Origin of the sequence: Piscinibacter gummiphilus (genome assembly GCF_002116905.1) — a bacterium.
Classification (GTDB): domain Bacteria; phylum Pseudomonadota; class Gammaproteobacteria; order Burkholderiales; family Burkholderiaceae_C; genus Rhizobacter; species Rhizobacter gummiphilus.
Window position 1 is genome coordinate 4,631,768 of sequence record NZ_CP015118.1, and the last position, 25,530, is coordinate 4,657,297.

25 protein-coding genes and 1 pseudogene are annotated in these 25,530 nt (G+C 68.6%); 13 read left to right on the top strand and 13 right to left on the bottom strand.

Annotation, left to right across the window (positions count from 1 at the left end; all coding sequences use genetic code 11):
* Positions 1–23: 23 nt before the first annotated feature.
* Genes A4W93_RS21045 through A4W93_RS21060 form a run of 4 tightly spaced genes read right to left on the bottom strand, consistent with a single transcriptional unit; the run spans position 24 to position 3,429 of the window.
* A complete protein-coding gene (locus A4W93_RS21045) occupies positions 24–998 on the bottom strand; it encodes a DUF1839 family protein (RefSeq protein ID WP_085752471.1) in 975 nt (324 codons plus the stop codon).
* A complete protein-coding gene (locus A4W93_RS21050) occupies positions 995–1,927 on the bottom strand; it encodes an amino acid--[acyl-carrier-protein] ligase (protein WP_085752472.1) in 933 nt (310 codons plus the stop codon). The genes A4W93_RS21045 and A4W93_RS21050 overlap by 4 nt, the downstream gene beginning before the upstream one ends.
* Positions 1,928–1,984: 57 nt before the next feature.
* The gene (locus A4W93_RS21055; RefSeq protein ID WP_099959952.1) at positions 1,985–3,163 is read right to left on the bottom strand and encodes an acyl-CoA dehydrogenase family protein; all 1,179 of its coding nucleotides are present in this window, start codon (positions 3,161–3,163) and stop codon (positions 1,985–1,987) included.
* 23 nt (positions 3,164–3,186) lie between these two features.
* The gene (locus tag A4W93_RS21060) at positions 3,187–3,429 is read right to left on the bottom strand and encodes an acyl carrier protein (RefSeq protein ID WP_085752473.1); all 243 of its coding nucleotides are present in this window, start codon (positions 3,427–3,429) and stop codon (positions 3,187–3,189) included.
* A 289-nt stretch (positions 3,430–3,718) separates the two neighbouring features.
* Between A4W93_RS21060 and A4W93_RS21065 the strand changes: the two genes are divergently transcribed.
* Complete coding sequence (locus tag A4W93_RS21065) at positions 3,719–4,894, top strand: acyltransferase family protein (protein ID WP_157782207.1); 1,176 nt, start codon at positions 3,719–3,721, stop codon at positions 4,892–4,894.
* Position 4,895: 1 nt separating this feature from the next.
* Here A4W93_RS21065 and ubiB read toward each other — a convergent pair whose 3' ends face one another.
* Positions 4,896–6,443 carry a ubiquinone biosynthesis regulatory protein kinase UbiB gene (gene ubiB / locus A4W93_RS21070; RefSeq protein WP_085752475.1) on the bottom strand — a complete coding sequence of 516 codons (1,548 nt, stop codon included), beginning with the start codon at positions 6,441–6,443 and terminating at the stop codon, positions 4,896–4,898.
* Positions 6,440–6,973, bottom strand: coding sequence for a hypothetical protein (locus tag A4W93_RS21075; RefSeq protein WP_085752476.1), 534 nt, complete (start codon positions 6,971–6,973; stop codon positions 6,440–6,442). The genes ubiB and A4W93_RS21075 overlap by 4 nt, the downstream gene beginning before the upstream one ends.
* Positions 6,974–7,092: 119 nt before the next feature.
* Here A4W93_RS21075 and galE point away from each other — a divergent pair, with 119 nt between their 5' ends.
* From galE to A4W93_RS21105, 6 genes are all read left to right on the top strand, one after another.
* Positions 7,093–8,106 carry a UDP-glucose 4-epimerase GalE gene (gene galE, locus A4W93_RS21080; protein WP_085752477.1) on the top strand — a complete coding sequence of 338 codons (1,014 nt, stop codon included), beginning with the start codon at positions 7,093–7,095 and terminating at the stop codon, positions 8,104–8,106.
* Positions 8,107–8,336: 230 nt separating this feature from the next.
* Positions 8,337–10,484: a sensor histidine kinase gene (locus A4W93_RS21085; protein WP_085752478.1), complete on the top strand. Its 2,148-nt coding sequence runs from the start codon at positions 8,337–8,339 to the stop codon at positions 10,482–10,484.
* The gene (locus A4W93_RS21090) at positions 10,477–11,109 is read left to right on the top strand and encodes a response regulator transcription factor (protein ID WP_218919156.1); all 633 of its coding nucleotides are present in this window, start codon (positions 10,477–10,479) and stop codon (positions 11,107–11,109) included. Before A4W93_RS21085 ends, A4W93_RS21090 begins: the two co-directional genes overlap by 8 nt.
* Positions 11,110–11,157: 48 nt before the next feature.
* Positions 11,158–11,550, top strand: coding sequence for a response regulator transcription factor (locus A4W93_RS21095; RefSeq protein ID WP_237357591.1), 393 nt, complete (start codon positions 11,158–11,160; stop codon positions 11,548–11,550).
* A 95-nt stretch (positions 11,551–11,645) separates the two neighbouring features.
* Positions 11,646–13,667 carry an alkyl/aryl-sulfatase gene (locus tag A4W93_RS21100; RefSeq protein ID WP_237357592.1) on the top strand — a complete coding sequence of 674 codons (2,022 nt, stop codon included), beginning with the start codon at positions 11,646–11,648 and terminating at the stop codon, positions 13,665–13,667.
* Positions 13,664–14,200: a hypothetical protein gene (locus A4W93_RS21105; RefSeq protein ID WP_085752480.1), complete on the top strand. Its 537-nt coding sequence runs from the start codon at positions 13,664–13,666 to the stop codon at positions 14,198–14,200. Before A4W93_RS21100 ends, A4W93_RS21105 begins: the two co-directional genes overlap by 4 nt.
* A 7-nt stretch (positions 14,201–14,207) precedes the next feature.
* Here the strand turns inward: A4W93_RS21105 and A4W93_RS21110 are convergent, their stop codons facing one another.
* The 3 genes from A4W93_RS21110 to A4W93_RS21120 form a co-directional block, all read right to left on the bottom strand.
* A complete protein-coding gene (locus A4W93_RS21110; RefSeq protein ID WP_085752481.1) occupies positions 14,208–14,648 on the bottom strand; it encodes a GNAT family acetyltransferase in 441 nt (146 codons plus the stop codon).
* 144 nt (positions 14,649–14,792) lie between these two features.
* Entirely contained in the window at positions 14,793–16,106 is a 1,314-nt protein-coding gene (locus A4W93_RS21115; protein WP_085752482.1) for an esterase/lipase family protein, read from the bottom strand.
* A gap of 58 nt (positions 16,107–16,164) precedes the next feature.
* Positions 16,165–17,067, bottom strand: coding sequence for an autotransporter domain-containing protein (locus tag A4W93_RS21120; RefSeq protein ID WP_085754269.1), 903 nt, complete (start codon positions 17,065–17,067; stop codon positions 16,165–16,167).
* Between the two features lie 316 nt (positions 17,068–17,383).
* On the opposite strand from A4W93_RS21120, the gene A4W93_RS21125 reads away from it, so the two are divergent.
* Genes A4W93_RS21125 through A4W93_RS21135 form a run of 3 tightly spaced genes read left to right on the top strand, consistent with a single transcriptional unit; the run spans position 17,384 to position 20,275 of the window.
* Complete coding sequence (locus A4W93_RS21125) at positions 17,384–19,219, top strand: sensor histidine kinase (protein ID WP_169726574.1); 1,836 nt, start codon at positions 17,384–17,386, stop codon at positions 19,217–19,219.
* Complete coding sequence (locus A4W93_RS21130; RefSeq protein ID WP_085752484.1) at positions 19,216–19,857, top strand: response regulator transcription factor; 642 nt, start codon at positions 19,216–19,218, stop codon at positions 19,855–19,857. Before A4W93_RS21125 ends, A4W93_RS21130 begins: the two co-directional genes overlap by 4 nt.
* Positions 19,858–19,900: 43 nt before the next feature.
* Complete coding sequence (locus A4W93_RS21135) at positions 19,901–20,275, top strand: response regulator transcription factor (RefSeq protein ID WP_085752485.1); 375 nt, start codon at positions 19,901–19,903, stop codon at positions 20,273–20,275.
* A gap of 339 nt (positions 20,276–20,614) precedes the next feature.
* Here the strand turns inward: A4W93_RS21135 and A4W93_RS21140 are convergent.
* Positions 20,615–20,985, bottom strand: a pseudogene (locus A4W93_RS21140) (oxidoreductase); the annotation flags it as partial.
* A gap of 68 nt (positions 20,986–21,053) precedes the next feature.
* Positions 21,054–21,956, bottom strand: coding sequence for a LysR family transcriptional regulator (locus A4W93_RS21145; RefSeq protein WP_085752486.1), 903 nt, complete (start codon positions 21,954–21,956; stop codon positions 21,054–21,056).
* Between the two features lie 110 nt (positions 21,957–22,066).
* Between A4W93_RS21145 and A4W93_RS21150 the strand changes: the two genes are divergently transcribed.
* Both A4W93_RS21150 and A4W93_RS21155 read left to right on the top strand, forming a co-directional pair.
* A complete protein-coding gene (locus tag A4W93_RS21150) occupies positions 22,067–22,921 on the top strand; it encodes an NAD(P)-dependent oxidoreductase (protein ID WP_085752487.1) in 855 nt (284 codons plus the stop codon).
* Positions 22,922–22,948: 27 nt separating this feature from the next.
* The gene (locus tag A4W93_RS21155) at positions 22,949–23,521 is read left to right on the top strand and encodes a carboxymuconolactone decarboxylase family protein (RefSeq protein ID WP_085752488.1); all 573 of its coding nucleotides are present in this window, start codon (positions 22,949–22,951) and stop codon (positions 23,519–23,521) included.
* 13 nt (positions 23,522–23,534) lie between these two features.
* Here the strand turns inward: A4W93_RS21155 and A4W93_RS21160 are convergent, their stop codons facing one another.
* Both A4W93_RS21160 and A4W93_RS21165 read right to left on the bottom strand, forming a co-directional pair.
* Complete coding sequence (locus A4W93_RS21160) at positions 23,535–24,275, bottom strand: MBL fold metallo-hydrolase (protein WP_085752489.1); 741 nt, start codon at positions 24,273–24,275, stop codon at positions 23,535–23,537.
* Positions 24,272–24,835, bottom strand: coding sequence for a redoxin domain-containing protein (locus tag A4W93_RS21165; protein ID WP_085752490.1), 564 nt, complete (start codon positions 24,833–24,835; stop codon positions 24,272–24,274). Before A4W93_RS21165 ends, A4W93_RS21160 begins: the two co-directional genes overlap by 4 nt.
* A 96-nt stretch (positions 24,836–24,931) precedes the next feature.
* Between A4W93_RS21165 and A4W93_RS21170 the strand changes: the two genes are divergently transcribed.
* Entirely contained in the window at positions 24,932–25,528 is a 597-nt protein-coding gene (locus A4W93_RS21170) for a TetR/AcrR family transcriptional regulator (protein ID WP_085752491.1), read from the top strand.
* The last annotated feature ends 2 nt before the right edge of the window (positions 25,529–25,530 follow it).

Sequence of the window (25,530 nt, forward strand, 5' to 3'; positions counted from 1 at the left end):
GGTGGCCAGGATACCCGCGTGTGTCAGCCGTGGCCGGTGCGCAGCGCACCGGTCGCTTCGTCCCACGCCGCGGCCATGGCGTCGAGCGGAGCCAGGTCGAGCGGCTTCTTGCGCGCCATCGACCGGGCCAGCTGGAACTGGAAGGCCTTGGCCGTCTGGGCGATACCGGCGAACTTCTCGGCGGGCATCGTCACGTTCGGCACGCCCTGCCCCGCCAGCCAGCGCAGGTAGGTCTCGGCGAGTTCGAAACACGCGCCGTACTGGCGCAGGTTCGCGAACGAGTACGTGTGGAAGATCTCCATGTCGGCGTCCATCAGCCACGCGATGTCGCGGCTGAACTGCGCCTTGAAGCGGCCGAACGGGTTGTCGGCCGGCAGGCGCGACAGCTGGCGGCGCAGCAGCCCGAGCGACGCCTCGAGCAGCGCCCCGCCCTGCAGCGGCGCCTGGCCCGGGATGCGTTTGAGGTACTCGATGTATGGCGGCAGCATGCGCTCGTGCACGAGGCCGTTCATCTGGAACAGCGCGTCGAAGTCGTCGCCGCCCAGCGTGTAGTAGCCCTGGTTGTGGAAGTAGCCGAGGTGGCGCGCGGACACGTCGATCTCGTTCACGCCCACGGTGGACTTCATGTGCGCGAGGCCGTACGCGGTGCCGGCGGTGTCGGGCAGGAAGAACGAGTCGAGCTCGACCATGACCGGACGGCCCAGCTCGACCTGGTCCTCGATGTGGTCGGTGAGCGGGCGCCACACGGCGAGTTCCTGCACCTCGATGCCGTACAGGTCGGCGAGGTCACCGTCCGGGAACTTGAAGAACGTCCACTGGTCGCCCTCGAAGTCGATGCCGAGCGTGAACGGCAGCGCCGCGACGGGCTCGACGCCCAGCGCGTGCAGTTGCTCCACCAGCAGGTCGGTGTAGCAGTTGGTCTCGGCCCAGACGCGGTCCTCGCCGTGGATGGCGTGCCGGCGGTAGGTGGCCGCGTCCAGGTCGAGGATGCGTTTCATGCGGCGTCCAGCTGCAGCTGCTGGCGCACGCTCGCCGGCCACTTGGCCACGTCGAGGCCGTGGTGCTTGAAGAGCGCGAGGGCGATGCGCTCGAGGCCGAAGCCCATGCACGCCGAGTGCGCGACCTCGCCGTTGGCGGTCTTGATGTCGAACACCGAACCGAAGTGGTCGAGGTGGCAGTTGCACGAGGTGATGGCCGTGGGCTTCTCCTCGGACACGATGGGCACCACCAGTTCGTACTTCAGGTTCTGCTCGCGCTGCGTGGCCTTCATCACGCGGCCGCCGCGGCCGAAGAACGGGTCGTTCGCGACGACGGGCACCACGTCGAGGCCCAGCGAGCGCAGGATGCCGGAGGCGCGGTCGATCCAGCCGTCGCGGTGGGCCAGCGCCTGCTCGGGCGTGCCGAGGCGCACGAACTCGCGCATGCGGAAGGTCTGCATGCGGGCCGGGTCGTCGGACGGCTCGTGGCGAAACACGTAGCTCTGCAGGTCGATCAGGCGGCCCGTGTCGGGCAACGTGCTGCCGCTGGCCGTGGGGTACAGGGGGTAGCAGGCGGCCGGCGCCAGCATCACCTCGGTGGGCTGCAGGTCGTCGGTCCACTTCTCACCGGCTTCGAATTTCCGGATGAGTTCGAGGTGTTCCGCGTCCTTGCCCATGAAGCTGTGGACGGAGCCCATCAGGTCGGGGAAGTTGTAGAGGTGGTCGAGGCGCGTGTAGTGCGCGCGGTTGAACACCGGCGGGAAGCGCAGCACCTCGGCGTTCATGGCGCGCGTCTCGCGGCCCACGAGGTTCTCGAACTGCACGATCACGTTCTCGAACGTGCCGCTGCGCGCGAACACGCCCCGCACGCCGGAGGGGATCAGCAGCCGCGCGGCCACCAGCTCGTTCTGGTAGTGCTTGTAGGGATCGTCGTCGTGGCAGAGGCACATGGCGTTCTTTCGGCGGTTTTTCGGCGGTTTTTCGAAGGTCGGTATCGGCGCGGTCGTTCAGCGCTGCACGATCTGCATCGTGGCGCTCTGCCCGAGGATGCGGTCGTTGTTGACCATCAGTGCGGCGCCGTACGCATCGCGCAGATGGCGGCCGAGGGTGAGCTTGGAATCGTTGCGGTAGCCGGCGATGCCGCAGATCAGCATGGCCTTGCCGACGATGTCGACGACGAGCTGCGACGACGTGAGCTTCAGGCTGTTGATGGCGATCGCGAACGCGAAGCCGGACGCGGCCTCGGACGACGGATCGTCGAGCACGCGCTGGTACTCGGCGACGGTCTGGCGGATGCCGCCGCGCATCGAGAACAGCACGTTGTCGACCTCGGCCAGCCGCGTGGCCGAGATGGGCGTGACGCTCGGGTTCTTGCGGGCCTCGGCGCGCACCGCGGTGCGGGCGCGCTGCACGGCGTCCGTCGCGAGGCCCAGCCACAGCGAACTCCACACGCAGTGCGCGAACGGGTGCATCGTGCGACGATGGATGTCGGCGTACGGCACCGGCAGGATCTGCTCGGCCCCGCCCTGCGACTTCAGCGTGAAGCCTTCGCTGCAGGTGCCGCGGAAGCCGAGGGCGTCCCACGGAGCCAGGCGCGTCAGCGTGACGTCGGCCTTGCGCACGAGCACCTGGGCCTGGTCGCTCGGCGAGGCGTCGGCGTTCTTGCGGCACGTGACGAGGATGGCGTCGGCCATCGCGCCGTACGAGATCACCGGGGCCTGCTTCTCGAGCGTGAAGCGGTCGCCGTCCACCTGCACGGCGCAGATGCTCGAGCGCACGTCGCCGCCGATGCCCAGTTCCGTGGTGGCCGAGGCGATGAGGTACTGGTGCTGCACCATCTCGCGGGCATAGCCCTGGAAGAACGGCGCGCCGAGCGCGTGGTCGACGATGCACGCGACCTGGATCTGGTGCATCGCGAACACCATCGCGGTGGAGGCGCAGTACTGGCCCAGCACCTCGCACATGCGGGTGACGTCGGTGAGGCTCAGGCCCATGCCGCCGTATTCGACGGGCACGTAGCAGCTCAGGTACTTCTGCGCTTTCAGCGCGTCGAAGGCTTCGGTGGGAAAGCGGGCTTCGCGGTCGACCGACTCCGCGTTGGGGGCGACGATGTCGCGGCCGATGGCGTGCAGGGTTTCCAGCACGGCCGGGAGGTCGGCGTGGTGATCGGAGGTGAAGGTCGACATGGTGCGTCCCGTCGTGGAGGAGGTCAGGCGCCGACGAGTTCGTCGAGCACTTCGGAGATCGAGCGGATGCTCTCGAAGGTCTTGCGGCCGAGCTTGTTGTCCGGGAACTCGATGTCGAACGCGTCTTCCAGCGCCAGCATGAGGTTCACGGTGGTGAGGGAGGTGAGGCCGGCCTCGTACAGGTCGCTGTCGTCGGCGAGGGTCGACGCGTCGATGGACAGGCGGGCGTGTTTGGCAATCACCGCGCGGATCTTGTCGGAGTTCATGGTGGGTCTGGCGATCGGTTTGGAATGGGGGGCTGTCGGGTCCGTCGAACCTTGTGGCCGGTTCGTTCGAGTGAGCGCGGGCTCCGTCGGTGAAACCCGGCCACTTGGCTTGGGGCGGATGATGCAACGCGGTCCGGGTGAGAGCCAACCCCTGAGCCACGGGGGAAGTTCCGCCCGCCCTCTGCAAAACCCCCCACACGGGGGGCCACTCCCACCTCAGGGCGACATGCGCCGGATACACGGATGGCGCAGACTCCGAGGTCCATCGTCCGATGTTCCTCACCCCACCATGAACCACCCCGGCACCCCTGCAGTCCCGCCGCGCCTGCCCGTGCTCGACGGGGTGCGCGGCATCGCGATTCTCCTCGTGGTGACACACAACCTGAACCTGCTGACGGACCCCTCGGGACTCGCCGCGCGACTCGTCGTCGCAGGCCTGGAACGGGGGTGGCTGGGGGTGCAGCTCTTCTTCGTGCTGAGCGGTTTCCTGATCACCGGAATCCTCATCGACTCGCGCGACGACCCCCGCCCGTATTCACAGTTCTTTACATCGCGCGCCCTGCGCATCCTGCCGCTGTACTACGGCACGCTGCTCGTGGTCTTCGGCCTGCTGCCGCTGCTGCACCTCGGCACCGCGGCCACGCCGCTCACCATCGGTTCGCTCGTGCTGTTCCTGTCGAACTGGGTGCAGCCCTTCCAGCCGGGCGACAGCCCGCTGCCGCACTTCTGGTCCCTCGCGGTCGAGGAGCAGTTCTACCTGCTGTGGCCGTTCGCCATCGCGCGCCTGAGCCCGAAGGGCATCGTGCGGCTGTGCGCGGCCGTCGCGCTCGCGGCGCTGGCCGCGCGTGCACTGCTGATCGGGCTCGCGTTCCCGTCGGCCGCGGTGTACCAGTTCTCCATCTGCCGCATGGACGCCCTCGCCTGCGGCGGGGCCGCGGCCGCGCTGCTGCGCTGGCCCGCCGCACGCGCGTGGCTGCTCCAGCGGCCGCTGCAGGTCCTGCTGATCGGCGCCGCCGTCGTTCTGGCAGGCGCAGCGGCCTGCAACGGGTACACGCAGTACAAGCTGACCACGCAGACGGCCGGCTACACGGCGCTGTCGATCGGCTTCGCGGCCATCGTGCTCGCGCTGGCCTGCGCCGACATGGCCCCGGTGCCGGCCCGCTGGGCCGCGCCGCTGCGGGCCGCATGGCTGCGCCGCTTCGGGCTCTACAGCTACGCGATGTACGTGCTGCACGTGCCGCTGCACGGGCTCGTGGGGCTGCCGCTGCTGCAGTCGTGGGGCTGGGCCAAGCCCGCGGACCTCGCGCCCGCCGCGGCCTACATCGCGGTCGGCACGCTCGTGTCGTTCGCGGCCGGGGCGCTGTCGTACCACCTGTTCGAGGTGCACTTCCTGCGGCTCAAGCACCGCGTGCGGGCGATGTGGGCGAACACACCCGCCGGCGCCACCACGACCCGCACCGCCTGAGTCAGCGGAAGTAGTGCCACCAGACGGCCGCACCCGCGGCCACGAAGGCGGCGCCCAGCAGGGTCACCACCGCCTGCAGCCACCAACGCGTGCGGCGCTGCTCGGCGAGCAGTTCGGCCAGCAGCGCGGGTTCCGCCGACGGCGGGCGCTGCAGCGCGTGGTGCACGAGGCGCGGCAACTGCGGCATCAGCTGCGCGAAGTGCGGCGCTTCCTTCTTGAGGCTGGTGACGAACCCGCGCCATCCCACCTGCTCGTTCATCCACCGCTCGAGGAACGGCTTCGCGGTGTTCCACAGGTCCAGTTCGGGGTCGAGCTGGCGGCCGAGGCCTTCCACGTTGAGCAGCGTCTTCTGCAGCAGCACCAGCTGCGGCTGGATCTCGACGTTGAAGCGGCGCGAGGTCTGGAACAGGCGCAGCAGCACCTGGCCGAGCGAGATGTCCTTCAGCGGCCGGTCGAAGTGGGGTTCGCACACCGCGCGGATGGCGCCTTCGAGGTCGTTGATGCGCGTGTCGGGCGGCACCCAGCCGCTCTCGAGGTGCAGCTCGGCCACGCGCTTGTAGTCGCGGCGGAAGAACGCGATGAAGTTCTGCGCGAGGTAGTCCTTGTCGACCTCGGTGAGCGTGCCCACGATGCCGAAGTCGAGCGCGATGTAGCGGCCGAAGGTGGCCGGGTCGATGCTCACCTGGATGTTGCCCGGGTGCATGTCGGCGTGGAAGAAGCCGTCGCGGAAGACCTGGGTGAAGAAGATGGTGACGCCGTCGCGGGCCAGCTTCGGGATGTCGACCCCGGCCGCGCGCAGGCGCTGCCGCTGGCTGATGGGCACGCCCTTCATGCGCTCCATCACGATCACGGTCTGGGTGCAGTAGTCCCACACCATCTCGGGCACCAGCAGCAGCCCGAGGCCTTCCATGTTGCGGCGCAGCTGGGCGCCGTTGGCGGCCTCGCGCACGAGGTCCAGCTCGTCGTGCAGGTAGTTGTCGAACTCGGCCACCACCTCGCGCGGCTTGAGCCGCTTGCCATCCACCGACCAGCGGTCGATCCAGCGGGCCAGCGTGCGCAGCAGCGCCAGGTCGTCGTCGATGACGGCGAGCATGCCCGGACGCAGCACCTTGACGGCCACCTCGCGCCCGTCCATCAGCGTGGCGAAGTGCACCTGCGCGATGGACGCGCTGGCCACCGGCTCGGCGTCGAACGTGGCGAACACGGCCTCGATGGGCTGGCGGAACGCCTTCTCGACGAGGCGGCGCGCCTCGGCCGCCGGGAACGGCGGCACGTTGTCCTGGAGCTTGGCCAGTTCGTCGGCCACGTCGTCGGGCAGCAGGTCCCGCCGCGTGGACAGCACCTGGCCGAACTTGACGAAGATGGGGCCGAGACGTTCCAGCGCCTCGCGCAGCCGCTGCCCGGCGGGCGCGTCGAGGCGCCGGCCGAACGTGATCACCCTCACACCGGCGCGCACCCAGCGTTGCCGGAAGCCCGACAGGGCCACCTCGTCGAGCCCGTACCGCAGAACCGTGACGACGATGTAGACGAGCCGGAACAGGTGCCTCATCGGGGGCCGCCGCCCGCGCCGCGCACGACGAGGTCCTGCAGCGTCTTGACGGCGAAGGTGAACCCGGCCGACAGCGTGGCGGCCGCGCGCGAGATCTGGTGCGCCGGCCCCTGGCCCACGATGCGGGCGAGGTCGTCCTCGATGTCCCAGCGGAGGTTCTCGATCAGCCAGCTGACGTCGGCGGCGAAGGCGGAGTCGCCCTCGATGTTCACGCTCGGGCGTTCGCCCGCGAACCACTGGGCCGCGAGCCTGGCCGGGTTGGAGCCGTCGAGCGAGACGCGCAGGTCCGGGGCGGCCGGCGGTTCGTCGCCGAGCCATTCCAGCAGGCCGGCCGGCGTGACGCCGAACGCGACCACCGGCGGCGGGGGCAGCAGCGAGGGCCAGCCCGTCCAGGACAGCAGCACCGTGCGGCCGGCGTGCGGCTTCAGGCGCTCGGTGGCGACCGTCTCGGCGGCGATCACGTGGTTGAGCAGCAGCGTGATGCGCGCCATGGCCGCCGCGCCGAGGGAGGAAGTGAAGGCGTTGAGCATCCGCGGATTGTAGGGGCCCCTCGTCCTGGGGGCATTCACCGAGGGGGCTGTATCCGTCATGGTCGGCGACCTATCATGCGGTGCAACATCGATCTCCAACCCTTCACCAGATTCCTCCCATGGCCCGCATCCTGCTCACCGGTGCCACCGGTTACATCGCCTCCCACACCTGGCTCGCGCTCGCCGCGGCCGGCTTCGACGTGGTGGGGGTCGACAACTTCTCCAACAGCTCGCCCCTCGTGCTCGACCGCCTGGCCGAACTGGGCGGCTTCCAGCCCGTGTTCGTCGAGGCCGACGTGACGGACAAGGCCGCGATGGACACGATCTTCGACCAGCACGCCATCGACGCCGTGGTGCACTTCGCCGCGTTCAAGGCCGTGGGCGAGTCCACCCAGATCCCGCTCGCGTACTACCGCAACAACATCGGCGGCCTCGTCAACGTCGCCCAGTCCATGCAGGACCACGGCGTGACGAAGCTCGTGTTCAGCTCGTCCGCCACCGTCTACGGCCAGCCCGAGACCCTGCCCATCACCGAGAACTCGCCGCTCGCCGCCACCAGTCCGTACGGCACCACGAAGCTGATGGGCGAAGAGCTGCTGCGCGAACTCGAACGCTGCACGCCGGCGTGGAAGGTCGCCTACCTGCGCTACTTCAACCCGGTGGGCGCGCACCCCAGCGGCCGCATCGGCGAGGACCCGCGCGGCATCCCCAACAACCTGATGCCCTATGTCACCCAGGTGGCCGTGGGCAAGCGCCCGTTCCTGCAGGTCTTCGGGGGCGACTACGCCACGCCGGACGGCACCGGCGTGCGCGACTACATCCACGTGATGGACCTCGCCGAGGGCCACGTCGCCGCCGTGCGCCACCTGCTCGACCGCAACGCCTCGGTCACCGTGAACCTCGGCACCGGCCAGGGCTACAGCGTGCTCGACGTCATCAAGGCCTTCGAACAGGCGAGCGGCCGCACCATCGCCCACCAGATCGTCGCGCGCCGCCCGGGCGACGTGGCCGAGTGCTACGCCGACCCATCGCGCGCGAAGGCCGAACTGGGCTGGTCCGCCACGCGCGGGCTGCCCGAGATGTGCGCCGACTCGTGGCGCTGGCAGAGCGGGAACCCCCAAGGCTTCGCCTGATCGCGGCCTGCCCCCGCCTGGGCCTTGGCGAGTGAATCCTGCAGGCTGGCCGGGTTCCATGCCACGGGCCGCTGAAAGGGCGTTCGATCCGGGCCCGGACCCGCTTGCACCAAAGGACGATTGACCCGGCGGTCCCCGCGAGGGAACCTGAGTCGGTGCTGCTGCGCATCCTGCTCCTCCTCGTCGCCGGGTGGTCGGGCGCTCCGATTCCCGGAGGGCCGGGTCGAGCCATGGCCGCGGAGCCCGAGGCCGCCGTGCTCGTGCTGTTCTCGTCCCACCGGCTCCTGCCCGCGAACCTGGACGCCGACCGCGGACTGCGCGAGGCCGCACCGGCGGGCACGAGGCCGGGCGTCGAACTGTTCTCCGAATTCCTCGGAGCACCCTCGTTCGAAGGCGAGTTGTACGAAGCCAGGACCGCGCGGTACCTGCAGGAGAAGTACGCGGACCTCCAGGTCAAGGTGATCGTGGCGCTGGGCCAGGGCGCCCTCGAGTTCCTGCTGCGGCATCGGCAAGCCACCTTCCCGGACGTCCCGGTGGTGTACGGCGGTGTCGCCCGGGACGTCGTGAACCGCCATGCCATCCCGCCCGGGTTCATCGGAACGCCGCTGGAGCATGACGTCGGAGGCACCTTCGAACTGGCCCGGCAGCTCCACCCGCAGGCGGAACGCCTGGTCGTGGTGACCGGTGCGAGCGGCTGGGACAAGACCCGGGAAGTGGAAGCCCGGGCCGCCGCCGCCAGGTCGGGCCCCGGCTTGGCCATCGAGTACTGGTCGGGCCTGCCGATGCCGGAACTCACGCGGCGCCTGCGCACCCTCGACGAGAGGACCGTGGTCTTCTCGCCCGGCTTCTACCGAGACGGCACGGGCAACAACTTCATCCCGCTCGATGCCGCGCGGCAGGTGGCGGAGGCGTCCGCGGCACCGGTCTACTCGATCTTTCCGACACAGCTGGGCGCCGGCGTCGTCGGCGGGCGCATGACGTCCTTCGTGGACGTGGGTCGAACGGCACGGGCGGCGCTCGACCAGCTCCTCGCCGGAACCCCCGCCGCAGCGGTCGGCACCCCGGCACGGCTGCCCGCGCCGGTGCAGCTCGACTGGCAACAGGTTCTTCGATGGCACGTGGACGAGTCCCTGGTCCCGGCCGACGCCGTCATCCACTTCCGGCGCGCGACCTTCTGGGATCTGTACCGCCGGCAGGTCCTGGCCATCGCGGTCCTGATCGGCCTGCAGGCGGCACTCATCGTCGCGCTGCTGATCGAACGGCGGCAACGGCAGCGCATCGCCGCGGACCTGCGGGCCAGCGAGACACGCACCGCGCTCGCGGCCGAAGCGGCCCAACTCGCCATCTTCGAATGGAAGCCCGATCCCGAGGTGGCGCCCGAATTCCTGCCGGAGGCGCTCCGCAGCGCCCACCCCGCGGACAGGGAGCGGCTCGGCGGCATCTTGCGCAACGCCGCCACGAACGACGCTGCGTTCGAGGTCGAGTACCGCTCCGTCGACGAATCCGGCTCGGTCGGCTGGACCGCATTGCGCGGCCGGACGCGCTGCGGAACGCAGGGGCTCATCGTCGGTGTCACCATGGACATCACCGCGCGCAAGGCCGCCGAACTGCAGGCCGCATCGGACCGGTCGGCCCTGATCCACATCTCCCGGACGGCCACGCTGGGACAACTGTCCGCGGCCATCGCCCACCAGCTGAACCAGCCGCTGGCCGCCATCCTCGGCAATGCCGAGACGGCGCTCGCGATGATGCAGCGTGCCAACGTCCCCGCCCAGGAGATGAAGGAGATCCTCGCGGACATCATCAGCGATGACCATCGGGCGGCCGATGTGATCCGGCGTCTCGCGGCCCTCTATCGCAAGGGCGAGACCGACGTGGCCCCGGTCGACTTGAACGCCCTCATCGAGGAGACGCTCGGACTGATCCGGGCGGAGCTCCTGCTGCGCCAGGTGACACCCGCACTCAAGCTCGAGCAGCCCTCGCCGTCCGTGCAGGGCAGCCGCACCCAGCTGCAGCAGGTGATCCTGAACCTGGTGCTCAACGCGGCCGACGCGATGGTCGACGTCCCCGTCGATCAACGACACCTCGAGGTCCGGAGTTCGATGGGGGAGAACCTCGTGGAAGTGTGCGTGACGGACCAGGGGCCGGGCATCGCCCCCGACAACCTGGCCCGCGTCTTCGAGCCGTTCTGGACCACCAAGCCGACGGGCCTCGGCATCGGGCTCGCCATCTGCCAGTCCATCGTGGCGGCCCATCGGGGCTCGCTCCTGGGACGGAACAACCGTTCGGGCGGGGCCAGCTTCTGCTTCTCCCTGCCCGTGACCACGACCACCGCCAACCGGGAGCCGTCTCATGCATACCGTGTACCTGGTGGATGACGACGCGGGCGTGCGCCGCGCCCTCTCCCGAGTGCTCCGCGAGGATGGATTCGACGTCATGGCCTTCGAATCCGCGACCCAGTTCATCGACCGCGCCGACGCGGGAGACGGGTCGTGCATCGTGCTCGACGTGTCCATGCCGGACGTCGACGGCCTGCAGTTGCAGGAGCAGCTCGCCGGCGCCGGAGCCCGGCTCCCGATCGTCTTCGTCAGCGGCCACGCGGACGTGCCCATGTGCGCGCGGGCGATGAAGAACGGGGCGGTCGACTTCCTGACGAAACCGGTGGACGCCCATGCGCTGGTCACCACCGTCCGCATGGCCATCGACCGGTTCGATGCGGAACGGTGTGCCCGTTCCGAGGCCGAGGCGTTGAAGGAGCGCTTCCACCGCCTGACGGAGCGGGAGCGCGAAGTGCTGGACGCGGTCGTGCGCGGCCGGTTGAACAAGCAGATCGCCGCGGAGCTGAACCTGGTCGAGCAGACGGTCAAGTTCCATCGTGCCCGACTGATGGAACACATGCAGGCCCGGACCGTGGCCGAGCTGATGCTCATGGCGGCCCGGCTCGGCCTGGGCGTGGAATCGGCGGTTTCGTCCCCGGAGGATCCGGGAACCGGACGGCATTGAACCAAAAGCCAGTAGGCAGGAGCCCGCATCGCCGATAACTTGCATCGGGTGGCCATCCCGCACCCCATCATTGCCGTCGTCGACGACGAACCCGCCGTGCGGGCGATGCTTCAGCGCGCGCTCCGGCTGGCCGGCTACCACGCGGAGGCCTTCGCGACCGGCCAGGAGTTCCTCGCCGCCCTCGCGCACCGCCGGCCGGACTGCGTGATCCTCGACATGCACATGCCGGGCCTGTCCGGACTGGACGTGGCGCAGCAGCTGAGCGGACGCCAGCTCCACCTGCCCGTCATCTTCATCACGGCGAGCGACGAGGTCAGCATCGACGGCCGCACGGATCCGGCCACCACCGTCGGTCTCCTGCGCAAGCCGTTCCCGTCCGACACGCTGTTCGAAGCGGTCGAGGCCGCGCTCCGCATCAAGGCTCGAGGCGCCGAGGACTGAACCAAAGGCTAGTTGCCGCAGCGTCCCGGCCTGACCAAACTCGTTGCACGTGACCCACGCCGCCACAAGGCGGCATCCAACCACAAGGTGAAGCCATGATGATTCTTTCAAGCCGCCTCAGTCTGGCCGCAGTGGTCCTGGGCATGGCGGCGTGTGCCCAGTCGCCGTCGAGCCCGCCGGCTGCGGCCGCCAAACCCGACGCGGCGTCCGGCACCCCGACCGGACCGAAGGGGGCCACCGCGGCCACCCGCGCCGCGAACGCCGCGGTGCAGAGCAGCCTGCCCTTCTCGGACAAGGCGGACTTCGACGACGCGCAGCGAGGCCTCGTCGCCCGCCCGGACACGCTCACGATCAAGGACGCGAAGGGCAACGTGGTGTGGGACCTGGAGCAGTACAAGACCTACATCGGCCTCGACAAGCCCGCGCCCGACACCGTCAACCCGAGCCTGTGGCGCAACACCCAGCTCGTGATGCAGTACGGCCTCTACAAGGTGACCGACGGCATCTACCAGGTCCGTGGGTACGACCTCTCCAACATCACGTTCGTCCAGGGACAGACCGGCTGGATCGTGTTCGACCCGCTGATCTCCGCCGAGACGGCCAAGGCGGCGTTCGACCTGGTCACCGAGAAGCTCGGCAAGAAGCCCATCAAGGCCGTGGTCTACAGCCACTCGCACATCGACCACTACGGCGGCGTGCGGGGCATCATCAGCGACGAGGACGTGCAGTCCAAGCGCACCCGCATCTTCGCGCCGGAGCACTTCACCGAACACGCGATCAGCGAGAACGTCATCGCGGGCAACGCGATGGGCCGGCGCGCGGTCTACATGTACGGCGCCCTGCTGCCCCGCAACGCCCAGGGTGGTGTCAACGGCGGCCTGGGGCAGACCGTCTCCACGGGCACCGCCACGCTGATGCTGCCCACCGACGTCGTCAAGAAGACCGGCGAGACCCACACCGTCGACGGCGTGAAGATGGTGTTCCAGATGACCCCGGGCACCGAGGCCCCCGCGGAGATGAACACGTTCTTCCCCGACAAGAAGGCCATGTGGATGGCGGAGAACACCACCAACACGATGCACAACATCCTCACGCTTCGGGGGGCGCAGGTGCGCGACGCGTTGAAGTGGTCCTCCTACCTCGACGAGACCATCCGCCTCTACGGCAAGGACACCGAGGTGAAGTTCCAGGCCCACCACTGGCCACAGTGGGGCAACGCGAAGATCCTCGACTACTGGAAGAAGCAGCGTGACCTCTACAAGTACACGCACGACCAGTCCGTCAACCTGATGAACAAGGGCTACACCGGCACCGAGATCTCCGAGATGATCAAGCTGCCGCCCGAGCTCGATCAGTTCTGGCCCAACCGCGGCTACTACGGTTCGCTGCGCCACAACTCGCGGGCCATCTACCAGCGCTACATGGGCTGGTACGACGGCAATCCCGTCAGCCTGAACAACCTGCCGCCGTCCGATGCCGCGAAGAAGTACGTGCAGTACATGGGCGGCGAAGCCGCGGCGATCAGCAAGGCCCGCGCCGACTTCGACAACGGCGAGTACCGCTGGGTGGCCGAAGCCATGAAACACGTGGTCTTCGCCAACCCGTCCAGCCGGGACGGCAAGGAACTGCTGGCCGACGCGCTCGAACAGATGGGCTACCAGGCCGAATCGGGCCCGTGGCGCTCGGTCTACCTGCAAGGCGCATTCGAACTGCGCAACGGCACGCCGAAGGCCGGCGGCACCAACGTGGCCAGCCCCGACACCATCCGGGCGATGCCGCCTGAAATGCTCTTCGACTACTTCGGCGTGCGCCTCAACGGGCCGAAGGCGGCCGGCAAGAAGATCGCGCTGAACGTCGACTTCACCGATCTCAAGAAGCAGTACGGGCTCGTCGTCGAGAACGGTGTGCTGAACTACTCGTCCGGCGTGCTGCCGCAGTCCGATGCACGGCTCACGATGAGCAAAGCCACGCTCGACTCGATCCAGCTCAAGGAGACCACGCTCGAACAGGCGATCTCGTCCGGCGCCCTCAAGGTGGAAGGCAACCGCCAGGCGTTCAGCGACTTCATGGGCCTGCTCGACACGTTCGACTTCTGGTTCAACATCGTCACGCCATGAAGACGCCGCTCGCCCATGGCCTGATGCTGTTCGCCCTCGGGCTGCCGGCCGCCGCGGCGGCCTGCGGGCTGGACGGCAACGTGATCGACTCGAAGACCCTCTCGGCGGTCCACCCGGGGTCGATCGACGTGGCGCTCGGCGTGCGGCAGCTCATCGACGAGCGCCGCGTCGCCGAGCTGCCCACCGCCGCGCCCGGTCTCGTCTACCAGCGGGCGTCGCAGACGCTGCGCGCCCTCAAGGCCCGCCTGCAGACGGAAGGTCCGCAGGACCCGACGGCCTTGCTGATCGTCGAGTACCACCTGTGGGCCCGCTGGCAGGGGTCGGGCGACACGCTCGAGATGCAGATCCACGTCGACGGCCCCCAGCCGGGTGACACCGTCATCCTCACCGGGGAAGCCGTCCTGACGGCCCTGCTCCAGCGCCAGCTGACGATGGACCAGGCGCAACAGGCCGGCGCGTACCGCGTGGAGCCCGCGGGTGTCACGACGGCGCATGCCGGACCGTTGTCCAGCCCGGGCGATCCGGTGCGCTGAAGTCGACTCAGTCCGTCGCCGGGATGTTCCCGGCGACCTTCCGCCCCATGCTGATGCGGTCCTCGACCTCGTACCCGAGCGACTGGTAGAAGTCGGCGACCCCGGCATTGCTGCCGACGATCTGCAGGTTGATCTTCGTGCACCCCCGCTGCGCCAGCGCCTGCTCGGCGCGGCGGACCAGCGCGGCGCCGATGCCGCTCGAGCGGAACGCGCGCGCCACCGCCACCGAGTAGAGCCAGCCCCGGTGCCCGTCGTAGCCCCCGAGCGTGGTACCGACGACACGGCCATCGACCAGCGCGACGAAGAAGAGGCCGTCGTCCACGGCCAGCTTCTTGTCGATGCTCAGGGCCGGGTCGTTGTGGCCGGTGCTTCGGCCGAAGACGTCGGTCCAGAGGGCGATGACTTGCTGGCGGTGGGGGTTGTCCTGGTAGGTGTCGATCTGGTGCATGGTTCCTGGTTCTCCCTGGCGGACCGCGCTCTCCGGCGCGGGCAACAGGTGAGCAGCATAGCGAGGACTCGTCATCCCGGCGGACGCCGGGATCCACCGCGGTCGCAGCGCGTCGTCGCGTGATGTTGCCGCGGTGCCCTGAACTCAGTGCGTCAGGATCCCGTCGATCCACGCCTTCAACTCGGGCGACGACAGCACCGAAACGTGCCCTGCATTGAACCCACGCACCTCCACCGCGGCCCGCTGCGCGTCCCACCGCAGCTGGCTCTCGAGGCTCACGGAACCATCGTTCGACGACGGCAGGAACATCGAGCGCTTGCCGCTGTAGGCGAAGGCGAGGAACGAGGGCATCGAGGCCGGCAGCGGGGTCTTGAAGAGGGCGCTGGTGTAGTCGCTGCCGACCTGCATGTCGATCCACGACGGCACCACGGCCGGGGCGTGGGCCACGCCCAGGTCGGCGGCCTCGTGGCCCTGCCACGGGGTGGCGACGGTGATGAACTTGCCGTGCAGCGGAGCGCGCAGGCCGGTGCTCTCCAGCTCGAGGTAGCGGCGGGCGACGAGCCCGCCCATGCTGTGCGCGAAGACGTGCATCTCGGTGAAGCCGTACTTGGCGCGCAACTGGCCCACGAGGGTGGACAGCGCGCCGGCGCACGCATCGAGGCGCAGGCCCGAAGGGTAGGCGTACATCCAGACCTGGAAGCGGCGCGCGTCGATGGCCCCGGCCACGGCGGCCCAGTCGCGCGGCGTGCCGCCGGCGCCGTGCACGAACAGCACCGGGATGCGCTTCGGGTCGTACGGCTCGACGAAGTAGACGCCGATGCCGGGGTCGCTCAGCGAGGTGAAGGGCTCCCACAGGCCCTTCTGGCCCATCTGCGGGGTGAAGCGGGCGTCGTCGAACGAGGCGATCTGGCCGACGCGCAACGTCACTTGGTCGGCGCCGAGGGGCACGTCGCGGCGGGCCCGGGCTTCCTTGATGGCGGCCAGGAACTGGGGCGTGAGCGCCGGGCTCGAGGCGGCCAGCCGCACCGGGATCACTTCGGTGCGGCGGCGCGGACCGAAAACGATGGGCTGCCCTCCGTTGTAGAGCCACACCGGCTCGCCCTCGGTGTAGGCCTGGTCGCCGTCGCTGTCCTGGAACACGGCGAGGCGGTGATCCTCGCGGTTCGGCACCGTCAGCACGAACTGCCGGTCGCCGCCCGTCACCTCGGCGGCCGACTCGATCGCGAGGCGGCCGTCCGCCTCGTGGTGATAGACCACGGCGTACACCGGGCCGTTGCCCTGGGTGCCCTCCACCACCTTGCCCGCGATGATCGCCCGCGAGTCGAGTTCGTCGACCTCGTCCTGCAGGCGCTGGAACGACGAGCAGCCGGCCAGCCCCACGACCAGCGCCGCGATCGCGAGGCGCCATGGGGCGCTGACGTTCGGGGACGGAGGAACGGCATCGGTGGCGAAGTTCATCGTGTGGATTCGATCAGGACAGGACATGGACATGGGACAAGGAGTGGTTCGAAACAGATCAGAAACTGACGGCCATCCCGAGCGACCAGCCGCTCACGCCGGGCCCGAACTTGTAGCGGGCCACGGCGCGCCAGCGGGTCACCCACCAATCCTTCGCGCTGGAGTCGGCCTCCAGGCCGAACCCCACGGAATTCATCTGCGACAGACCGGTCTCGTTCTCGGCGCCGAAGAAGTGGGTGGACGCAGCCTCGAACACGTAGCGGACCGGCCGGTCCATCCAGAGGCCCCACCCTGTCGGGACACGGCGCCGTGCCCAGATGCTCAGGCTCTCCGCCTTCGCCCGGCCCACGACCCCCTCGCTCGTGCTGCCATGGCTGCGCAGCTCGACGTTGGTGTAGCGGATCTCGATGTCGTCGTCCGCGTCGAGGCCGAACCGCTCGTAGTCGAGCATCAGGGCGCCGCCGAGCCCGTAGGCCTCGAGCTTGCCGCCATCGAGGAACTCGAGGTTGGCGTCGGTGTTGTTCTCGAGCCAGAACTTCGCCACCTTCAGGTCGCTCGCCACCCGGCCCAGCGTGAAGTTGAAGATCGGGCGGAGCACCCAGTTCCGCGCCATCGGGAAGTCCCACCCGATGCCGCCCGTGGCCGAGAACGAGTTCCAGCGCGTGGGCACCGCGCGCTCCTCGGACCCGTCGCTCGCGATGAACAACGGGTCGTAGCGCGCGTAGGCCGCGTTGCCTTCCAGGTAGAGCGGGGTGTCCTTGCTCCAGGTGAAACCCCCGCCGAACTGGGTCATGCTCAGGTGGTTGCTCGACGAGTCGCTGCTGGACAGGGACAGGGAGCTGGTGGTCACGTCGGGTGCGACGGTGTACGACATGACCCCGACGATGCCGTTCGCGAGCTTCTGGGGATCGAAACCGCGCACGAGCCGCTGCGCGTTCGCGGCGTCGGCCGCGGCCAGCATGAACGGCACCACGGACAGCCACGCGGCGACTCCTCTTCCGAAGAAAGCGCGCCCGCGATCCCGGGGGCAACGCAGGAGATGGCTGACGCAGGCCTGCAAGTGAACTCCCATCACTGGTCAAAGCGGTGTATTTCTGCTCACAATAGGGACACGGATGCCGGCGCGCAATTGCCCCTTAGGGAGGGGCCTCCCCGCCGGTTCCGTCCGCGGCGAACCGCGGTGGCATCGAAAACCAAAACACGGGCCCGCCATAGCCGGAGCCTCACGAAAGGGGATGGGGAACGATGCGCAGGAGTTCACTCGGCGAGAGAGGGGCATGAACGGCGTCACCATCGTCTGGGCACTGGTCGCCGGGGTGGCATTGACCCTCGCCTTCATCCATTTTCCCGTCTGGCTGCGGCGGCGCTCCGCCTGGAACAGCGCGATCCTGACGTCGATGGCGCTCGGCACCGCCATCCTGGCGCTCTCGGAACTGTCGATGATGATGGCCCGCACGCCCGAGGGCTACGGCCGCGCGCTGCGCATCGCGCACGTGCCCGTCTGGATCACCATGGTGTCCATGATCGGGTTCATGCACGTCGCCCTGAAGCCGCGGTACCGGTGGATCGGCTGGACCGTCATCGGGCTGCGCACCGTGACCCTCGCGCTCAACTTCTCGACGGGCGCCAGCCTCAACCTCGGCGCGGTGACCGAGTTGCACACGTTCCGCCTGCTCGGCGAGTACGTGTCCGTCGGCAAGGGCACCTACAACCCCTGGGCGATCCTCGGCAACCTCAGCACGATCCTGATGGGCGTCGCGGCCATCGATGCAGCCCTCGGCGCCTGGCGCGCCGGCAACCGCGGCACCGCGCTGCGGGTCGGCGGCACCATCCTGTTCTTCGCGCTGGCGAGTGTCACCCAGTCCATCCTGGTGTTCGGCATGGGGGTCGAGATGCCCACCACCATCGGCCTGTTCGCGCTGGCCGTGCTGCTCGCGATGACCTACGAACTCAGCTGCGAGGTGACCCGCGCCTCCTGGCTGTCCTCCGAGCTGAGCGAGTCCGAGGAACGCATGACGATGGCCGCGGAAGCTGCCAACCTGGGGCTGTGGGTGCGCGACCTGCCGCGCGACCGCATCTGGGCCAGCCCCAGGCTGCGCGAGCTGCTGGGCATCGGGCCGGAGGAGGTGGTGAACTACGCCCGCCTGACACGCGCCGTCCATCCCGACGACCAGACGGCCATGCTCGAGACCCTGGCGATGGCCGGGGACGGCCGGGCCCCCAGCCACTTCCGCCACGAATTCCGGTCGCCGATGCCGGGCGGCCGGGTGCGCTGGCTCGCATCGCAGGGCCGGGTCGAATTCGATGCCGCGGGGCGCCCCGTACGCACGCGGGGTGCCTGCACCGACATCACCGCCATGCGGCTCGCCGAAGCCGAGACGATGCGGCTGCGCCAGGAGCTCGCCCACGTCGGCCGCGTGTCGGTCGTGGGGCAGCTGGGTTCGGCGCTCGCCCACGAGATCAACCAGCCGCTGGGCGCGATCCTGCGCAATGCCGAGGCCGCGGAACTGCTGCTGAAGTGCCCCGACCCCGACCTCGAGGAGGTGCGCGCCATCGTCGACGACATCCTGAGCGATGACCGCCGCGCCGGTGCAGTGATCGACCGCATGCGCGCGCTGCTGCGGCGGCACGAGATCACGATGGTGCCGCTGTCGGTGCAGGACTTCGTGGGCGACGTCGCGGCGCTCGTGCGCAACGACGCCATGACACGCCACGTCAAGGTGGAGGTGGCCCTCGCCCCCGACATCCCCGCGGTGATGGGCGACCGCATCCACCTGCAGCAGGTGCTGCTGAATCTGCTCACGAACGCGATGGACGCCATCGACGAGGCCCAGCGCACCGTGCGCCACGTGGCCGTGACCGCCGTGCGCGACGGCAGCGGTTTCGTGCAGATCGCCGTGACCGACTCGGGCACCGGCATTCCGGTCGACCGGCTGGAGAGCATCTTCGGCTCGTTCGTCAGCACCAAGCCCTCCGGGATGGGCATGGGCCTGTCGATCGCGCGCAGCCTCATCGAGGCCCATGGCGGACGCCTGTGGGCAGAGAACGATTCCGGCGGGGGTGCGAGCCTCCGCTTCACGCTGGCCATTGCCATGACAGGGGGTACCCCATGAACGAGACCCGACCCGTCGTCCACGTCGTCGACGACGACGCCTCCTTTCTGTCGGCCACCTCCCGGCTGCTCCGCGCGAGCGGCTACTGCGTGAAGACCTTCGCCGGCGCGGCCGAGTTCCTCGCCCGCGACGAGGCGGACGCCGAGGGCTGCGTCGTGGCGGACCTGCGCATGCCCGGCGTGGACGGGCTCCAGCTGCAGAACGCGCTGGCCGGTTCGGCCAACCCCATCCCGATCCTGTTCCTCACCGGCAACGCCGACATCGAGTCGAGCGTGCGGGCGATGCGCGGCGGCGCGGAAGACTTCCTCGAGAAGCGTGCACCCAAGGAAGCCCTGCTCGCGGCCGTCGGGCGCGCCCTCGCGCGCGATGGCGAGGCCCGTGCGGCGCGGGCGAAGCACCGGGCGTTGAAGGACCGCTTCGACTCGCTGACCGCGCGCGAGCTGGAGGTGCTCGAGCAGGTGCTGCTCGGCCGGCTCAACAAGCAGATCGGCGGCGACCTCGACATCAGCGAGCGCACCGTGAAGCTGCATCGCGCGAAGATCATGACCAAGATCGGCGTGCGCTCGGTGCCTGCGCTCACGCTGGCCGCGCAGGAGGCGGGTGTCACATCGCTGTCACCCTTCCCGAAGGGGCAGTAGACGCGAGGCGCGGTGTCGCCGAAAGTGAGGTTGGACGCTCGCGATGAACTCCAACCTCCACACCTACGTAGCCATCGTCGATGACGACGAAAGCCTCTGCCGGTCCTTCGGCAGGCTGCTGCGTGCGTCGGGCATGCAGCCCATCGCGTACCTCTCGGCCGAGGACTTCCTCGCCGACACCAAGCAGCCCGTGTTCGACTGCCTCGTGTTCGACGTGCAGCTGGGCGGGCTCTCCGGCATCGAGCTCGCGCGGCAACTGGTCGCGCAGGGCACGCGCACCCCGATCATCTTCGTGACCGGCCTCGAAGACCCGGAAACGCGCGAACGCGCCGAAGCCGCCGGATGTGCGGCCTTCTACCGCAAGACCGACTCCGGCGCCGCCGTCGTCAATTGCATCCGGCGCCTGACCGGCGTGTGATCGAGGCGAAGAACGAAGGAAGAGTCGGCTCGCACTCGTGCTGAAACCGGAACCTCCGGTAGCCCAACGGCTTGCAAGCGAGCGCCTCACCGGGTGTCGAACTGCCGCTTCATTGAAGATGAAACTTTGCGGTTGCCGGTGCCGTCTCCCGCGGGAAGCGGCGATCGCGGCGATGACCGCTTCAGTTCAGGTTTGTCCGACACCTGAAGTTGCCGCGCGAAATCTGGACGCTCTCGGCGATGTCCGCGAACGATGTCTTCTCGGACCCTCGCTCGTAGCACAACGGGTCTGTGGCCTGGATGATGTGGTCGCGAGTCGTGAGTTCTCCGGCCTCTTGCTTCACGGGTTGGCTCCTGCCGTAGCTTTGTCGAAGACAGGGTAGTCGACGTAACCGCGCTGCCCTCCGCCGTAGAACGTGGCATGGTCTGGTGCGTTCAGGGGCAAGTCCCGCCTGAGGCGCTCGACCAGATCCGGATTCGCGAGGAACGGCGCGCCGAAGGCGGCCAGGTCCGCGCCGCCTTCGAGCAACGCAGCTTGTGCAAGTCGCTTGTCGTACCCGTTGTTGGCGATGTACGTGCCGCCGAAACGCGTGCCATGCACCTCGCAGGTGAAGCGACGTAGGCGTCCGTTCGGTGGTTGGTGCCGTCCCGAAGAAATTGGTCGATGAGGTAGCCGTTGGCGCCATGGACCTCCACACCATCGAAGCCCGCGGCGCTGCGTCCTTGACTAGATGGTCAACACGTCAGCGCGGCCCGGCCTTGGCCCGCCCCAACAGGCATCACCGCGACAGATGCTCTCGAAGCAGTGCGAGAACCGATTGCACGCGCTTGGGTAGCTGCTTCTCGCGGGCGGCGTAGAGCAGCCACACGGCGCTGTCGAAGTCCGTCGCCGTCGCCTCAAGGTCGGGAAACAGATCGACGAGCCGTCCGGCCAGCAGGTCCTTGTCGATGAGCCAGTCGGCCAGCAACGCCGGGCCGAGACCGTCCAGCGCGGCCTGACGCAACGCCAACGCGGTGCTGGCGACAAGCCAACCCTGGATCGGCACCTCTTCGACTTGACCGCCGGATGCACTGCGGAAGCGCCAAAGGGCCCGAAAGCCCGGCAGCGGGAAGCGGAGACAGCTGCAATCGGCGAGGTCGACAGGCTGGCGTGGCCGGCCATGCCGCTTCAGGTAGGCAGGGCTCGCCACGACGCGGAAGCGGACATCACGCTGCCGTTGGCCGACGAGGCTACTGTTGACCGCAGGGCCCAGGCGCAAGGCGATGTCGACACGCTGGCTCACCAGGTCCACAACAGCGTCGGTCAGCATCAGGTCCAGCTCCAGACCGGGATGCCGGCGGTGAAGCTCGGGAAGCAGTGGAACCAACACCGTCTGCCCAAAGGCCACCGAGGCAGTGATACGCACCAGGCCGCGCAACTGGCCGCTGCCAGCCCTGAGTTCCTCCGCGGCGAGGTCCAGCTCGGTCAGCAGTGGCGACACCTGCGCAAGGTAGCTCTCGCCCCCTTCGGTGAGTGAGAGCTGGCGCGTCGTGCGCTGCAACAGGCGCACGCCAAGCTCAGCCTCCAGTGCTGCCACCGCGCGGGTCACCTTGCTCGGCTCGAGGTTCAAGAACCTGGCCGCACCCGCGAAGCTGCCCTGGCGCACGACCTCGATGAAGGTCCGCAGTTGGTCGAGGTCCATCGCCACTATTGCAGAAGTTGCAATTCTCCATGGTAGGTCATGCCCTTCTTTCGCGAGGGATGGTGCCTGACGATCCGCCACCTCGGCAGTTTTCGCAACAAGGAGATGATATGACTTCAACTCAGCCCATTGCATTCCTGGGGCTTGGTGCCATGGGCTCGCGGATGGCGGCCAGGCTCGTCGCGGCCGGGCATGACGTGGTCGCCTGGAACCGCTCACCGGGTCCGCTGCAGTTGTTCCGTGCGCAGGGCGGACGCGTGGCGGCGTCGCCGCGCGAGGCAGCCGCCGGTGCTCGCGTCGTGTTCGCGATGCTCCGTGATGACGAGGCCAGCCGGAGCGTCTGGTTGGACGCTGACACCGGAGCCGCGGCTGCCATGGCGGATGACGCCATCGCCATCGAATGCAGCACCCTGAGTCCCGCGTGGATCGAGGAACTTGCGGCGACGCTGAGCGCTCCCCTGGTCGACGCCCCCGTCGCCGGCTCACGGCCACAGGCCGATGCAGGGCAGTTGATCTTCATGGCCGGCGGCCCGCAAGAAGCCGTGCTGAGCGTGACACCGCTGCTCAGGCACATGGGCAGCGAGGTCCATGCGGTCGGCGACAACGGCAGTGGCACCGCACTGAAGCTGGCCGTGAACAGCCTCTTCGCGGCGCAGGTGGTCGTGCTGGCGGAGCAACTGGCGGCACTGAGCAACCAGCAGGTGACGCTACCCGTCGCGCTCGCCGCCTTGAAGGCCATGCCGGTGACCAGCCCCGCGGCAGCGGGTGCGGCCGCAGCCATGCTGGCCGGTGCCTACGCGCCGTTGTTCCCGGTGCAGCTGATGGCCAAGGACCTGGGCTACGCCTTGCAGGCGGCCGGTCAGCGCCTGCCCCTCACCGAATCCATCCTCGCCCGTTTCCAGGCGGCCAGCGAGGCCGGCCTGGGCGACGAACACATCGTCGCGCTGCACAAGCTCTACCGCTGATTTGCCATCCATCACCAGGAGATTCCGATGCCCCAGTTCACCGTTCACACCCTGGACACCGCGCCCGCCGCCAGCGTGCCGCTGCTCCAGCAGACCCTCAATGCATGGGGCTTCATCCCGCACCTGCACGCCACGCTGGCCGAGTCGCCCATCGCGCTGGGCGCTTACGACACGCTGTTCGGCGCCACCACCACCCAGGGCACGCTCGACGCAAAAGAGCAGCAGGTGGCCTTCCAGGCGGTCAACGTCCTGCACGGGTGCGAATACTGCACCGCGGGCCACACCTTTTTGAGCCGCGCGGCCCAGGTGCCCGAGGACGTCATCTCGGCTCTGAGGGAAGGGGCGCCTATCCAGGGACATCCTCGCTACGAGGCGCTTCGCCAGTTCACCGAAACCGTCGTCCGTGAACGCGGGAGGGCGGGCGACGACGCCGTGGATCACTTCCTCGCCGTAGGCTTCACGCGGGCGCAGGTGCTGGAGGTCATCACCATCGTCGCCTGCAAGACCATCAGCAACTACACGAACCACCTGACCCACACGCCTCACGAGACGTTCATGGCCGATCCGATGCTGAAGTGGGTGGCACCGCAACGGGTCTAGGCCGGGACCTGCGCTAGTTCAGGCCCTGGCGCCGGGACGTCGTGCGCAGGCGGCCAACGTGCCGCAGCACCTCCGCCTTGGGCAGTGGTCCCCCGTGTCCCATGTAGAACGTCGTGCTTCCGTCGCTGGAGAGCCGCTCCAGCTCGTCGGCCACCTGGTGTGGGTCGTCCTCGAACGGCGGGCTCTTGGACGTCCCGGTCATGACGATGCCGCCCAGCAGCACACCTGACGAGACCAGGTCGCCGACGAGCGCCTGGCCATCGTGCAGCACGACGCTCAGCGAGCCGCAGGTGTGCCCTGGTGTCGGCAGCACCCGGCCCGCAATGCCATACGGTGCCAGGTCGAGTACTTCTTCACCTTTCAGAAGCAGGTCGGGCTCGAACGGTGTGTACGCGCGCTGGATCAAGCCGGTGCGGAAGAACAGCCGTCCGAAGGTTCCGGTCGCGCAGAACGTCATGCGCTCCCGCTGCCGGTAGTGCTGCGCGTCGCCCTCGTGCGCACAAACCGGCGCGCCGGTCAGCTCACGCAGCCGCGCTGCATTGCCTGCGTGGTCGATGTGGGCGTGCGTGATGACGATCAGCCGGATGTCGCTCCAGTTCATGCCTCGGAACCGCAAAACCTTCTCCACGGCGCGCTCCGTGTCGGGCAGGCCTGCGTCCACCAGCACGGCACCCGCAGCGCCGACGACAAGGTGTGCATTGACGAGGCCCAACGGCAGGATGGGGATGCGGACGACCTCCGTCGGGCCCGTCATGTCGTCACCTCGCTGGCCGCGACCGGCGGATTCCGCTTCAGCCAGGACGAGACCTCGTCCAGCGGCACATGATCACCCGCGGCGCGGGCGTAGAACGCCAGGTCGATGCGGCCATCAATGCCGATAAGGAAGTCCGCCGGCAGCCTGTTGAACGGGCCTTCGATGCGGCCGGGCGCGAAGCCCTTGCAGAACGCGCGCACCGCATGCACCGCATTGCTCGGCGCAAGGAGGCCAGCCCAGCTTCGCTCTGCCTCGAAGAGGCGGTAGAGCGTCATGTCCGGGTCGGGGATCAGCGCGAACGGCGCGTCATGTCGACCGACGTACTCCCGCATGCTTTCGGCGCTGGACTGGAACACGACAAGCATGACCAGCCCCTCGCGGGACAGACGTTTGTGCGCCAGGACCAGCTCCCGCACCCTGAGGTTGCACATGGGGCAGGAGGCATAGCGCATGAACGAGAGCAGGACCGGGCGCCCCTTCAGGTCCGAAAGGCGGATGGCGCGACCGAACATGTCGGAGGTCTCGAAGTCGGGAACGGCGTCCCCCTGGTGAAGTGGCATGTCAGATTTCCCAAATTTGGACAATCGTCCAATACTATAAGGACGATCGTCCAATTCGCCAAGGTTTTTGGACGAGCGTCCAGATAGAATTGCGGCATGAACGAGTCCCCCGCCACCCGTGAGCGTGTTGTCGCCGCCGCCTCTCAGCTCTTCGCGACGCGCGGATTCGCGGCGACGTCCATTGCCGACGTGGCCGAGGCGTCAGGCCTGCTGAAGGGCAACCTGGCCTATTACTTCAAGACCAAGCAGAGTCTTCTGGAAGCGGTTGTCGATGCGCGAGCCAAGGCGCTGTGGGATGAACTGGTTGCGCCGGCACAGCCCGGTGAGGATGCCCGCGCCACGATTGGTCGCCTGCTCGACCATGTGCGTGCCTCCGCTGACGAGTTGGCCCAATACGGTTGCCCAGTCGGCGGCCTTGCCACCGAGCTTGGCAAGACGGACGACGCGCTGCACACGAACGCTGCGGGGCTGTTGCTGAAGCTGGAGGCCTACCTGTTCGAGGCCTTCGCGAAAACGATGCAGAAGCAGCGCGCCGAGCGGGCAGCTGAGCATCTGCTGGCGCGCCTTCAGGGCGCGGCGGTTGTCGCTCAAGCGCGGCGCAACCCTGCCGTGGTGCATCGCCAGATCGACGACGCCCTGGCTTGGTTGGACACGGTCCTGCCAAGCGGTCGCAGGCGCAGGCGCGCCGGCTGACC

Excerpts from the sequence above, each read along its gene's own strand:
- A4W93_RS21045 (WP_085752471.1), bottom strand. The coding sequence starts at position 998 with ATGAAACGCATCCTCGACCTGGACGCGGCCACCTACCGCCGGCACGCC.
- A4W93_RS21050 (WP_085752472.1), bottom strand. The coding sequence starts at position 1,927 with ATGTGCCTCTGCCACGACGACGATCCCTACAAGCACTACCAGAACGAG.
- A4W93_RS21055 (WP_099959952.1), bottom strand. The coding sequence starts at position 3,163 with ATGTCGACCTTCACCTCCGATCACCACGCCGACCTCCCGGCCGTGCTG.
- A4W93_RS21060 (WP_085752473.1), bottom strand. The coding sequence starts at position 3,429 with ATGAACTCCGACAAGATCCGCGCGGTGATTGCCAAACACGCCCGCCTG.
- A4W93_RS21065 (WP_157782207.1), top strand. The coding sequence starts at position 3,719 with ATGAACCACCCCGGCACCCCTGCAGTCCCGCCGCGCCTGCCCGTGCTC.
- ubiB (WP_085752475.1), bottom strand. The coding sequence starts at position 6,443 with ATGAGGCACCTGTTCCGGCTCGTCTACATCGTCGTCACGGTTCTGCGG.
- A4W93_RS21075 (WP_085752476.1), bottom strand. The coding sequence starts at position 6,973 with ATGCTCAACGCCTTCACTTCCTCCCTCGGCGCGGCGGCCATGGCGCGC.
- galE (WP_085752477.1), top strand. The coding sequence starts at position 7,093 with ATGGCCCGCATCCTGCTCACCGGTGCCACCGGTTACATCGCCTCCCAC.
- A4W93_RS21085 (WP_085752478.1), top strand. The coding sequence starts at position 8,337 with ATGGCCGCGGAGCCCGAGGCCGCCGTGCTCGTGCTGTTCTCGTCCCAC.
- A4W93_RS21100 (WP_237357592.1), top strand. The coding sequence starts at position 11,646 with ATGATGATTCTTTCAAGCCGCCTCAGTCTGGCCGCAGTGGTCCTGGGC.
- A4W93_RS21105 (WP_085752480.1), top strand. The coding sequence starts at position 13,664 with ATGAAGACGCCGCTCGCCCATGGCCTGATGCTGTTCGCCCTCGGGCTG.
- A4W93_RS21110 (WP_085752481.1), bottom strand. The coding sequence starts at position 14,648 with ATGCACCAGATCGACACCTACCAGGACAACCCCCACCGCCAGCAAGTC.
- A4W93_RS21115 (WP_085752482.1), bottom strand. The coding sequence starts at position 16,106 with ATGAACTTCGCCACCGATGCCGTTCCTCCGTCCCCGAACGTCAGCGCC.
- A4W93_RS21120 (WP_085754269.1), bottom strand. The coding sequence starts at position 17,067 with ATGCTGGCCGCGGCCGACGCCGCGAACGCGCAGCGGCTCGTGCGCGGT.
- A4W93_RS21125 (WP_169726574.1), top strand. The coding sequence starts at position 17,384 with ATGAACGGCGTCACCATCGTCTGGGCACTGGTCGCCGGGGTGGCATTG.
- A4W93_RS21130 (WP_085752484.1), top strand. The coding sequence starts at position 19,216 with ATGAACGAGACCCGACCCGTCGTCCACGTCGTCGACGACGACGCCTCC.
- A4W93_RS21135 (WP_085752485.1), top strand. The coding sequence starts at position 19,901 with ATGAACTCCAACCTCCACACCTACGTAGCCATCGTCGATGACGACGAA.
- A4W93_RS21145 (WP_085752486.1), bottom strand. The coding sequence starts at position 21,956 with ATGGACCTCGACCAACTGCGGACCTTCATCGAGGTCGTGCGCCAGGGC.
- A4W93_RS21150 (WP_085752487.1), top strand. The coding sequence starts at position 22,067 with ATGACTTCAACTCAGCCCATTGCATTCCTGGGGCTTGGTGCCATGGGC.
- A4W93_RS21155 (WP_085752488.1), top strand. The coding sequence starts at position 22,949 with ATGCCCCAGTTCACCGTTCACACCCTGGACACCGCGCCCGCCGCCAGC.
- A4W93_RS21160 (WP_085752489.1), bottom strand. The coding sequence starts at position 24,275 with ATGACGGGCCCGACGGAGGTCGTCCGCATCCCCATCCTGCCGTTGGGC.
- A4W93_RS21165 (WP_085752490.1), bottom strand. The coding sequence starts at position 24,835 with ATGCCACTTCACCAGGGGGACGCCGTTCCCGACTTCGAGACCTCCGAC.
- A4W93_RS21170 (WP_085752491.1), top strand. The coding sequence starts at position 24,932 with ATGAACGAGTCCCCCGCCACCCGTGAGCGTGTTGTCGCCGCCGCCTCT.